This window comes from Paenibacillus pasadenensis, from assembly GCF_023715725.1.
In the GTDB taxonomy this organism is placed as follows: Bacteria; Bacillota; Bacilli; order Paenibacillales; family Paenibacillaceae; genus Paenibacillus_O; species Paenibacillus_O pasadenensis_A.
In genome coordinates, this window is the sequence record NZ_JAMBOT010000010.1 from 107,893 (window position 1) to 118,557 (window position 10,665).

A 10,665-nucleotide genomic window follows, 5' to 3' on the forward strand; every position below is an offset into this window, starting at 1 on the left:
GGCCTGCCGGCTGACGGCTTAAGGTCTGTTTTTCCCCGGGGAGGATACCGCATCAATGGAGAAATTAATGGTTCGCGGCGGACGTCCGCTGCGAGGCACGGTTCAAATCAGCGGCGCCAAGAACAGCGCGGTTGCGCTGCTGCCGGCAGCTATTCTGGCTGAATCGGAAGTCGTTTTGGATAATCTTCCGCATCTTAGCGATGTCGCGGTGTATGGGGAAATATTGGAGCAGCTGGGCGCGGGCGTGTCATGGAGCGGCGATACAATGCGCATCGATCCGTCCAACCTCGTTTCGGCCCCGATGCCTGACGGCAAGGTCAAGCTGCTGCGCGCTTCTTATTATTTGATGGGAGCTCTGCTCGGCCGGTTCGGAGAAGCCGTAATTGGCTTGCCGGGAGGCTGTAACTTTGAGCCGCGTCCAATTGATCAGCATATTAAAGGATTTGAGGCGCTTGGCGCCGAAGTGACAAACGATCACGGTTCCATTCGCATATCAGCCCGCGAGCTGCGCGGCGCCAAGATTTATTTGGACGTTGTCAGCGTTGGCGCTACGATTAACATCATGTTGGCTGCATCCCGGGCCAAAGGTGTAACGACGATCGAGAATGCGGCGAAGGAGCCTGAAATTATCGATGTCGCCACGCTGCTCAACTCTATGGGCGCCAGAATCAAAGGAGCCGGAACGGAAACGATCCGGATCGAGGGTGTGGATAGCATGCATGGCTGCCGCCATTCCATCATTCCGGACCGGATTCAAGCCGGTACGTATATGATTGCCGCAGCGGCTACGCGTGGAGACGTGCTTATCGATGGCGTCATTCCGAAGCATATGGAAGCGATGAGCGCCAAGCTTTTGGAAATGGGCGTACAGGTGATCGAAATGGACGAGTCCATTCGCATCCTTGGAACGCCTGTCTATGAGCCGGTGGACGTCCGGGCGCTTGTATATCCGGGCTTTGCGACCGATCTGCAGTCTCCTATGACAAGCCTGTTGACGCAAGCGAGCGGCGTAAGCATATTGACTGATTATGTGTACAGCAACCGATTTAAGCATGTGCCGGAGCTCGTCCGCATGGGGGCCAATATCCGTGTGGAGGGACGCTCCGCAATTATTGAGGGAAGTCCTCTGAACGCCGCCAAAGTTCGCGCTGCCGACCTTCGCGCTGGAGCATCGCTCGTCGTCGCCGGTTTGACCGTCGCCGATGGCGTCACCGAAATTACCGGGGTTGAATATATCGACCGCGGGTACGACAACCTGGTGGACAACCTCCGCCGCCTTGGCGCTGAAGTATGGCGCGAGCATGAATGACTAATTGTTGCAGATATAAGATATCGCCGCCCGTCCAGGGCGGTTGCCTAGCTGATTAATCGGCGGAAATGCCTGCGCATCGTTCAAACGGCGCAGGCCCGCCATTCTTTTCCCCGCATCTGTGCGCATTCCTCTCTTCCAGACTTTCCAACACGAGATGAACAGCCTTTCCTTCTTTGCGGTTAGAGCGACGCTCTGGCGGACACACTGAAAGAATAGAGTTGATAGATTCGGATTGTTCGATCATGAGGTAAAGATTAAGGTGCGAAAACTGAATAAAGTGGTGAGTTTATGAGCGAATTTCAGATCGCGGATCTGGAAGCAATGTCATTAAACGATCTGTACAAGCTCGCAAAGCAGTTTGAGGTGCCGAGCTTTAATCAGATGAGGAAAAAAGAATTGATTTTTGCCGTTTTGCGCGCCCAGGCGGAGCGCGGCGGACTGCTGTTTATGCAGGGCATTTTGGATATCCTGCCGGAAGGCTTCGGATTTCTGCGCCCGATTAATTATTTGCCAAGCAATGAGGATATTTACATTTCCGCATCCCAGATTCGGCGGTTCGACCTGCGCAGCGGGGACCTTGTATCCGGCAAATGCCGGCCTCCTAAAGAAAACGAGCGTTACTTCGGTCTTCTTCAAGTAAATGCGGTTAATGGCATGAGCCCGGAAACGGCAGCCGAACGGCTTCATTTTCCGGCACTGACTCCTCTCTTCCCGCAAAAAAAGCTTGTTCTCGAAACAACGCCTAATCGTCTTTCCACCCGGATTATGGATCTGCTTGCTCCAGTCGGCCTCGGCCAGCGCGGATTGATCGTTGCGCCTCCTAAAGCGGGCAAAACGTTATTGCTGAAGGAAATTGCCAACAGCATTTCCGAAAACAATCCTGAAATTGAGCTGTTCGTGCTGCTGATCGACGAGCGTCCGGAGGAAGTAACGGACATGTCGCGTTCCGTACGCGGCGAGGTGGTAGCCTCTACGTTTGATGAGCTGCCGGAGAACCACATCAAGGTGGCCGAGCTGGTGCTGGAGAGAGCGCTGCGCATGGTCGAGCATAAAAAGGACGTTGTCATTTTGCTGGACAGCATCACTCGTCTGGCGAGGGCTTACAACCTTGTCATTCCGCCGTCCGGCCGTACGCTGAGCGGGGGTATTGACCCGGCGGCCTTCCATCGTCCGAAGCGCTTTTTCGGCTCGGCGCGGAATATTGAGGAGGGCGGCAGCCTGACGATTCTGGCGACCGCGCTGATTGATACGGGCTCCCGCATGGACGATATTATTTATGAAGAGTTCAAGGGCACCGGCAACATGGAGCTGCATCTTGACCGGAAGCTGGCGGAGCGCCGGATTTTCCCTGCGCTCGATATTCGCCGCTCCGGTACCCGCCGCGAGGATTTGCTTTTAACGAAGGAAGAGCTGGATAAAATCTGGGTCATCCGCAAAAATATGAACGACTCGCCTGACTTTGTTGACGGCTTCCTCAAAAAGCTTGGGGATACAAAAACGAACGTGGAATTCCTTTCTACTCTGGAATCCAAAAACGGCAGCCGTCAAAACCTTTCATCGGTAACTGGTGCAACTGGCACAAATTCTGCCGGAGGATCGGCTGCAGCCGGTTCTCCAGCGGGCGGCAGTCCCATCGTTTCCAATACGGCCGCTTACCGCAATAACAATCATAATCCTCAGAGCAGCGGGTACCGCAGCTACTCTGCAGGCAATAACAGCTCTTCTCAAGGCTCGGGTACAGGCACGTCCGGCTACAATAACGGTGGCGGCAATTCAACCGGCGGCTCCGGCACAGCGCGCAGCGATAATGGGTATAACCAGCAGCGCGGAGAAGGCGGTTATAGCGCGAACCGCAGCGAGGGCGGCTACAGCGGGCAGCGCTCCGGTCAAACCGGCAGCTCCTACAGCAGCAGCCGTCCTCAATCGGGGCTTCGCCCCGGCAGCCGTCCGGCTCAGACGGGAACGTCCCGCCCCGTCGGCAGCAGCAGCCCGCGTCCGGGCGGCTACAGCCCGGCATCGCGCCCGGTTGTTGGCTCCGGCGCTGCTCCGCAGCAGCCGGAGCAGCAGCCTGGCAGCGGCGAGCGCCTGACGGCGCGTGCCGCTGATGCGGTTGCGGCTGATCAGGCAGCGCAGGCGCCAAGCGCAGCGGCTGGAGCAGGCGAAGCCGCTGCGAAGCCGGTGAGCGCAGCCGCAGCGCCGGCGCAGCCGGAGCGCGAGCGCGCCGCCGAGGCAAAGCCGGCGGCGCCGCGGACGCGCAGCGCGGCGGCAGGCGAAGCCGCTGGCGCAGGCGAAGCTGCGCCGGCCGCGAAGCCGCGCGGGCGCACGCCTGGCGCGCGCTCAGCCGCAGCGCGCGGCACGGCGGCGGCGGATGCTTCCGCCGCGCCAACGGCGGAGCAGCCAGCCGCGCCAGCTGAGGCGCCGGCCGCTCAAGCTGCGCCGCCTAAGCGCGGCCGGCCTCCCGGCTCAACGCGGAAGCCGCGCGCCGCAGCCGATGATGCGGCCAAAGCTCCCGCCGCATCCGAAACCGCAAGCGCAGCCGAAGAGACGGCTGCGCAGCCTAAGCGCAAGCGCGCCGCAGCAACGCCGCGCGCTGCAGCTGCAGCTGATGCCGCAGAAAAACCTGCGGCATCCACGACCCGCCGCACGTCGCGTTCCAAAGCCGCGACGACCGAGCAGCCGCCGACGGAATAATCGCCGGCCGCTTTTACCGACTTAGGAGGACATCATGAATCTTGTCTATGCCGACGAACAAGGCCAATTGTTCGATCATCCCGACTGGACCGGGCTCGGCCGCGGCGGAGACGTCGTTATCGAGCTGATGGAGGACGAGCTTATTCCTTTGCCGGAGGGCGCGACCTTGGTCGGCCTGCCCGGAACCCGTCCGATCGGAATCAGCAAACGCGGTCAAATGGAGCTGTTGCCAGGTTCCTATCAAGCTGTCGGAGCGCTTCTGCCGCAGGGGTACACGCGCCTGGCGCTGCCCGGTTACGTCAAAGCAGACAAAAACGCTGTTTTGCCGCTGTTCGGGTATACGGCTGTCGTTTGGAAAAACGGCGGTTTTTATGTAGCGGCGGAGCAGTGCGACGATCCGGAGCGCTGGAATCCGCTTAACTGCGACCGCACGGAGCTGAACGTCAAAGTGGAGGAGCTGCTGGCGAAGTACCCGGATAACCGGCTGTACAAGCATCTTTCCAACTGCGCACTCGGCTACGAGTGCCTGACCGCTTCCAATACCTTTTTGCAGCGCTGGGAAGGGGCTGTCCCCGTTTCCTATTCCTGTAATGCCGGCTGTTTCGGCTGTATTTCCGAGCAACCGGAAGACAGCGCGTTTCCTGCGCCGCAGACACGCATGAACTTCAAGCCGACTGTGGACGAGCTGGTGCAGATTATGATGGAACATCTTAAACATCCCGAATCCATCATTAGCTTTGGCCAGGGCTGCGAGGGCGAGCCTTCCACTCAGGCCAAAATCATCGTCGAAGCGATGAAGCAGGTGCGTGAGCAGACGCGCTTGGGTTACATCAACATCAACACAAACGCGGGCTTGACCGACTTCATGCGGGCCATCGTTGACGCCGGTCTGGACCTGATGCGCGTCAGCACAATCAGCGCGCTGGACGATCATTATAATGCTTACTACAAACCGCGTGCCTACACGCTAAAAAACGTCGAAAAATCGCTGCGCTACGCAGCGGACAAAGGCGTTTACACCTCCATCAACTACTTGATTTTTCCCGGGGTCACCGACCGCGAGGAGGAGATGGAGGCAATGATTGATTTTGTGCGCCGCACCGGGCTTCGCCTGATCCAGATGCGCAACTTGAACATCGATCCCGAGAGTTATCTGAACCTCATTCCGAAAGCTCAAGGAGAGATTTACGGCATGAAACAGATGCTGCAAATTTTCCGTGAGGAACTGCCGGATGTTGTCATTGGCTCCTACACGCATGTGCCGCCTGCCGAGCTGGCCCGTCCCCGTTAAGCGGGATTGATGATTGCGCGGGACGTGCAGGCATGATATATTATTCAGGTATGTGATAACTCTGGGCTCGCATGAGGCTCAGGGCAGAAAGAGGTGAAAGACGATGAAAGAGGCTATTCATCCGAAATACCACGTGACTACTGCTACTTGTGCTTGCGGCAATTCCTTCGAGACTGGTTCCGTTAAACCGAACCTGCGCGTTGAGATCTGCTCCGCTTGTCACCCGTTCTTCACGGGCAAGCAGAAGTTCCTGGACGCCGGCGGCCGCGTAGACCGTTTCAAAAAGAAATACGGCATCTAATCGACTGCAACTGCCATCTATTGGCAGTATAGAAGAACCTCCCTCAGCCATCCTATGGCTAAAGGGAGGTTTTTTGCTATGAACAATCGAATTCGTTCCCGCCAACTGCCGCTTGCCGCCGCTGTGCTGCTTATTAGCGCTCTGGCACTGTCTGCTTGCGGAGGCAGCCCGAACTCCATGAAGGGCAAAGCCTACGACCGGGACGGGCAGCTTGGCTTAACCAATACGAATCCTCATTTAATTAACACGCCTCACGCTCAAAATTATCAGCAGGACTCCAATTTTGCCAAACAGAAAGCGCTTGAGGTGCAGGGAGTGCAATCGGCGCGGCTTGTGTTCAACGGCGCTACGATGAGCGTTTATGTAAAACCGAAAAGCGGACTTAATACCATGCAGCAGGAGGAGGTGCGCAGCCGCGTTCAATCGCAGCTGGCCTTCAACATGCCCCGTTACAAGGTGGTCACCCGTCTGGAGGATTGAACAACTGAAATAGAAGGGGAAACGCTGTCCGGAGAGCTTTTAGCGGGGGTGCACCTTTTGCCAAAACAAGCATCTAAAGCGCAAAACGCTGAACGGCGTTCAGTTGCACAAGCCCTTTAAATGGGCTATACTAAAGATCTGCCGTGCTAGATGGGGAGGTAGCGGTGCCCTGTAACTCGCAATCCGCTATAGCGAGGTTGAATTCCTGCCGTAGGTTATGCGTTGCAGTGTTTGGCGCCTGTGAACGGTGTTGATGGACGGGTCCTCCGCAATGGACACTTGTGAACTCGGTCAGGTCCGGAAGGAAGCAGCCGTAAGCAAGTTCGTTCATGTGCCGGAGGGGTGCCTGGCCTGAGCTGGAATCAGGAATGCCGGCTGGAGCGCATGGATCGAGGGCAGGTGCACGGTCCTACCTCAATAAATACAACGCCTGGAGCATCCATAAGGATGGCCGGGCGTTTTTTCATTATAAGTCCGCCGCTTTGCCTTGACTCGCTGAAGGGCGCTTCTTTTTCAATTCTTCTTATCCACACTCCCGCTCCAAAAGCGAACGAGGTTCACCTCTATAAACATCCGTTTCCCTTAACTTTGACGCAGGCAGCACTCGCATGTTTTCCATGTCAAAGTCGTTCGCATAATTCGCACTGTAAGCGGATAGCTTCCTTTCCCTTTTGCCCGGACGCAAGGTCATGTATAATGAAAAGACGATTATCGGCCGCCCTGCGCGGCGCGAAAGGAAGCCAACGAGTGACCCATATCGCCTTATACCGTGCCTGGCGTCCGCAGACGTTCAAGGATATGGTGGGACAACAGCATATTCGGCAGACGCTGCAAAACGCGATTCGCGAGCAGCGCATTGCGCATGCTTACTTGTTCAACGGTCCAAGGGGCACGGGCAAAACGACAACCGCCAAAGTGTTTGCCAAAGCGGTCAACTGCGAGCTGGGACCGGCGCCAGAGCCTTGTAATGAGTGCGCTGCTTGCCGGGGCATAACGTCAGGAACGGTCATGGATGTTGTGGAAATTGACGCTGCCTCCAACCGGGGCATCGACGAAATCCGCGAGATTCGCGATAACGTTCGTTACGCTCCGTCTGAAGTCCGCTACAAGGTTTATATTATCGACGAAGTTCATATGCTCACGACAGAAGCGTTTAATGCGCTGCTGAAAACATTGGAAGAGCCGCCGGGACATGTGATTTTCATTTTGGCGACGACGGAGCCGCATAAGCTGCCGGCCACGATCATATCCCGCTGCCAGCGGTTTGATTTCCGGCAGGTTTCGCTGGAGGAGCAAATTGAGCGGCTTCGCGAAATTACTGAAGAAGAAGGTATCTCCGCCGAGGCGGAGGCGCTGGAGTATATTGCCCGACTTTCGGACGGGGGGATGCGGGATGCAATTAGTCTGCTTGAGCAGGCTGCGGCTTTCGGTTCCGAAACGATTACGCTTGCAGGCGCGGTTGATGTAACGGGCGGACTTGCGGCTCAGCAGTTCGCTGGAATTGCTGAAGCGGTAAGAGACGGCAACGCAGCTGCCGTCCTGCCGCTTGTCGAAGGTCTGATGCAGGCTGGCAAAAGTCCCGACAAATGCCTCGAGAATCTGATTTATTACTTCCGCGACCTGCTGGTGCTTAAGCTGGCGCCGGCAAGCGCCGAAGGGATGGGCCGCATGGCTGATCCGGCCGTATTCCGCGACATGGCAGAAGGTTTCAGCTCCGACCGCATCTTTCGAATGATTGACGAGCTGAACCGGTATCAAAATGAAATGAGGCACGCGGCCCATCCGCAGACATTGTTCGAGGTCGCGCTCCTTAAAATCTGCACCCTGCCGGAAAGCGGCCAGGGCGCACAGCCTGCTGCGGAGCAGCGCGGGGCTTCCGCCCCTGGCGCCTCCGGCCATGAGGTCGCTGCGCTGCAGCAGCGAATCGACCAGCTTGAACGCAAGCTGGACCAGCTTCAGCGCAGCGGAGGCGCCGTCCCTGCGGCGGCAGCTCCTGCCGCTGCCGCAGGGGCTTCGCGCGGCGCGCCCGCCCGCGGCGGCAGCAACGGGTTCGGGCCCCGGTCCGGCGGATCGATCCGGACCGTCAAGCTCGATCCCTTTGCCTCCGCCGCCTCCAGCCCCCAAACCGCGCAGCTTCGCGGCAAGTGGACGGAGGTGCTCGCGCGCGTCAAGGACGCCCGCGTCACCGTCCATGCTTGGCTCGTCGACGGCGAACCGGTATCCTGGTCCGGCGACACGGTGCTGGTCGCCTTCAAAAACACCATCCACCGCGAGACGACCGAAAAACAGGCGAACCGCGAACTGATTGAGCGGGTGCTTCAGGAGGCTTTTGGCAAACCGCTTCAACTGGCGACCGTCATGCAGAAGGATTGGCAGCAAGCTGCAACAGATGCTCCCCCCGAACGGGGAGAGGAGCCGTTTGAACTCTCGCACGACGACCCTCCTTCAACGCCGGCTCAGCCGGAATGGGTGGAGGAAGCCTTTAAGCTGTTTGGCGAGGATCTGGTAGAGTTGAAAAAGGAATAACGTTTTCGATCCAACCGATGTTATGAGTAAGGCTGGTTTTTAAATTCTATATAATGAGGTGAACCGAATGAATAATATGAATCAAATGATGAAACAGGTTAAAAAAATGCAGGAGCAAATGCTTAAAGCCCAGGAAGAGCTGCAAACGAAAACGGTCGAGGGCACAGCTGGCGGCGGAGTTGTAACCGCAGTTGTCAACGGCCATAAAAAGCTGGTCAGCATTGCCATTAAGCCGGAAGCGGTTGATCCGGATGACGTCGAAATGCTGCAGGATCTTGTGCTTACAGCGGTTAACGACGCGATTACGAAAGCCGACGAGCTAGCGAACAAGGATATGGGTAAATTTACAGGCGGCATGAAGATCCCGGGTCTGTTTTAATCATTAGCGACACAATACGTTCTTGGAACGTATCTGCGGGACGGTCTCCTGTACATGGGGGCCGTCCCGATTAGATTAAAGGAGCTGGGTTTGTTGTATTATCCCGAACCAATAGCAAAACTCATCGACTCCTTTACCCGGCTCCCGGGCATCGGGCCGAAGACGGCGGCCAGGCTCGCCTTCCATGTGCTTAAGATGAAGGAAGACGATGTGATCGATTTTGCCAAAGCGCTCGTAAGCGTCAAAAGAAATCTTCATTTCTGCTCCGTCTGCTGCAATATTACCGATACCGATCCTTGCCGCATTTGCCAGGACAAGTCCCGGGACCACTCCTCCATTTGCGTTGTGCAGGAATCCCGAGATTTGGTCGCTATGGAGCGCACCAAGGAGTTCAACGGGCAGTACCATGTGCTGCAAGGCGCGATTTCACCGATTGAGGGAATCGGGCCTGAGGAGATTCGCATCACTGAGCTGCTTAGGCGTCTGGAGGATGAACGGGTGCAGGAGCTTATTCTAGCCACTAATCCCAACATTGAAGGGGAAGCGACGGCCATGTACATTTCCCGGCTAGTCCGGCCCTTCGGCATTCGGGTAACAAGAATCGCGCACGGGCTTCCGGTGGGCGGAGATCTTGAGTATGCGGATGAAGTCACCTTGTCCAAAGCGCTTGAAGGCCGCAGAGAGCTTTCGTAATTTTTATGTATTGAAGACCAGCCGAGTTAAAAAGGCTGGTCTTTTTTTGTTTAGGATCTGGAATCCGGCAACGCGGATGTCTCATTCGTACCGATCGACTCATTCCTTGCAGAGAATTTTCCGTCTGTCCGCTTTCGGCCGTTCTAATTGTCCAAACCCGTTTATAGAATTACTACAGGCAAACGAGTCAACGACCAGGACAAGCCGAAGGAGTGGATGGCATGGGAGTGAGGCTGCGGTTGGGCGGCCGGGAGGAAGCGGTGGCGATCAGCATGCAGTCCAATCCTGCCGGGATTGGGGTGGAGGAGCTGCTTGCGGAAATTCAGGAGGCGCATCGAGATTGGATAAATGCGCAATATCATTTTGAGCATGCGACCGGGGATGATCATATCGATTACGCCGTTTTTGCAATAGAAGCGGCTCAGAAACGTTATGAAATGCTGCTGCGGCAAGCAAAACGGCTTGGCGCGGTTTCTCCGGCATGGAAAGGAGGGGTTCCGGGATGAAATGGATTTGGCTGAGTATGCTGAGCTTGTCCTCCATATTACTGGTCATTACGCTTATGCGGAGCAGAATGTTTTGGTCATGGTCATGGTTCAGCAGGTTTGCGCTGCACTTGACGGCTGCGGCTGCAGGTTTGTATTTGCTGAACGGCACGGGCCTGCTGCCTGGCTCCGAGATTCCGCTAAACCCGGCAACTATTGGAACGGCTGTTGTATTGGGCCTGCCCGGGGTAGCGGTATTGGCTGGAATTCAAGCCGTTGTTCTATAAGAAGAAAACCCTCTGGAAACAGGGGGTTTTTGCTTTATACACGGTCTAAAAAGAAAATCGAAAAAAGTTTTAAAAAACACTTGCATGTAAATGGGCGGGCGTGATATATTATCTAAGTCGCCGCTGAGAGGCGGGGCGGAAATAAAGCGAATTTGTTCTTTGAAAACTGAACAACGAGTGAAGCAAGTCAACGTTATAAATGAGCAAGTCGAACAACCCT

Annotated in this window: 9 protein-coding genes, 1 other RNA gene and 1 pseudogene; all 11 read left to right on the plus strand. The window is 56.3% G+C overall.

What is annotated here, in order from left to right; genetic code table 11:
• Positions 1 to 55: 55 nt before the first annotated feature.
• The 11 genes and pseudogenes from M3223_RS19465 to M3223_RS19515 all read left to right on the plus strand — a co-directional run bounded on the left by M3223_RS19465 (position 56) and on the right by M3223_RS19515 (position 10,445).
• On the plus strand, positions 56 to 1,309 hold the full coding sequence (locus tag M3223_RS19465) for a UDP-N-acetylglucosamine 1-carboxyvinyltransferase (protein WP_251564674.1): 1,254 nt from the start codon (positions 56 to 58) through the stop codon (positions 1,307 to 1,309).
• 291 nt (positions 1,310 to 1,600) lie between these two features.
• A pseudogene (rho, locus tag M3223_RS19470) lies at positions 1,601 to 2,831 on the plus strand (transcription termination factor Rho); the annotation flags it as partial.
• A 1,206-nt stretch (positions 2,832 to 4,037) separates the two neighbouring features.
• Positions 4,038 to 5,294, plus strand: a complete 1,257-nt coding sequence (locus tag M3223_RS19475; RefSeq protein ID WP_251564676.1) for a radical SAM protein — start codon at positions 4,038 to 4,040, stop codon at positions 5,292 to 5,294.
• Between the two features lie 103 nt (positions 5,295 to 5,397).
• A complete protein-coding gene (gene rpmE, locus M3223_RS19480; protein WP_090780333.1) occupies positions 5,398 to 5,595 on the plus strand; it encodes a 50S ribosomal protein L31 in 198 nt (65 codons plus the stop codon).
• A gap of 78 nt (positions 5,596 to 5,673) precedes the next feature.
• Positions 5,674 to 6,075, plus strand: coding sequence for a hypothetical protein (locus M3223_RS19485; protein WP_251564679.1), 402 nt, complete (start codon positions 5,674 to 5,676; stop codon positions 6,073 to 6,075).
• Between the two features lie 141 nt (positions 6,076 to 6,216).
• Positions 6,217 to 6,482, plus strand: an RNA gene (ffs, locus tag M3223_RS19490) — signal recognition particle sRNA large type.
• 289 nt (positions 6,483 to 6,771) lie between these two features.
• Positions 6,772 to 8,601, plus strand: coding sequence for a DNA polymerase III subunit gamma/tau (gene dnaX / locus M3223_RS19495; protein ID WP_251564682.1), 1,830 nt, complete (start codon positions 6,772 to 6,774; stop codon positions 8,599 to 8,601).
• Between the two features lie 67 nt (positions 8,602 to 8,668).
• Complete coding sequence (locus M3223_RS19500; RefSeq protein ID WP_251564685.1) at positions 8,669 to 8,980, plus strand: YbaB/EbfC family nucleoid-associated protein; 312 nt, start codon at positions 8,669 to 8,671, stop codon at positions 8,978 to 8,980.
• Positions 8,981 to 9,073: 93 nt separating this feature from the next.
• Positions 9,074 to 9,673 (plus strand): recombination mediator RecR, encoded by a 600-nt coding sequence (gene recR / locus M3223_RS19505; protein WP_251564687.1) that lies wholly within the window; start codon positions 9,074 to 9,076, stop codon positions 9,671 to 9,673.
• Between the two features lie 221 nt (positions 9,674 to 9,894).
• A complete protein-coding gene (locus tag M3223_RS19510) occupies positions 9,895 to 10,179 on the plus strand; it encodes a YaaL family protein (protein ID WP_251564689.1) in 285 nt (94 codons plus the stop codon).
• On the plus strand, positions 10,176 to 10,445 hold the full coding sequence (locus tag M3223_RS19515) for a pro-sigmaK processing inhibitor BofA family protein (RefSeq protein ID WP_251564691.1): 270 nt from the start codon (positions 10,176 to 10,178) through the stop codon (positions 10,443 to 10,445). The genes M3223_RS19510 and M3223_RS19515 overlap by 4 nt, the downstream gene beginning before the upstream one ends.
• The last annotated feature ends 220 nt before the right edge of the window (positions 10,446 to 10,665 follow it).

Bases quoted from the DNA above. Each gene is read 5' to 3' on its own strand.
- M3223_RS19465 (WP_251564674.1), top strand. From the start codon at position 56: ATGGAGAAATTAATGGTTCGCGGCGGACGTCCGCTGCGAGGCACGGTT.
- M3223_RS19475 (WP_251564676.1), top strand. From the start codon at position 4,038: ATGAATCTTGTCTATGCCGACGAACAAGGCCAATTGTTCGATCATCCC.
- rpmE (WP_090780333.1), top strand. From the start codon at position 5,398: ATGAAAGAGGCTATTCATCCGAAATACCACGTGACTACTGCTACTTGT.
- M3223_RS19485 (WP_251564679.1), top strand. From the start codon at position 5,674: ATGAACAATCGAATTCGTTCCCGCCAACTGCCGCTTGCCGCCGCTGTG.
- dnaX (WP_251564682.1), top strand. From the start codon at position 6,772: ATGAAAAGACGATTATCGGCCGCCCTGCGCGGCGCGAAAGGAAGCCAA.
- M3223_RS19500 (WP_251564685.1), top strand. From the start codon at position 8,669: ATGAATAATATGAATCAAATGATGAAACAGGTTAAAAAAATGCAGGAG.
- M3223_RS19510 (WP_251564689.1), top strand. From the start codon at position 9,895: ATGGGAGTGAGGCTGCGGTTGGGCGGCCGGGAGGAAGCGGTGGCGATC.
- M3223_RS19515 (WP_251564691.1), top strand. From the start codon at position 10,176: ATGAAATGGATTTGGCTGAGTATGCTGAGCTTGTCCTCCATATTACTG.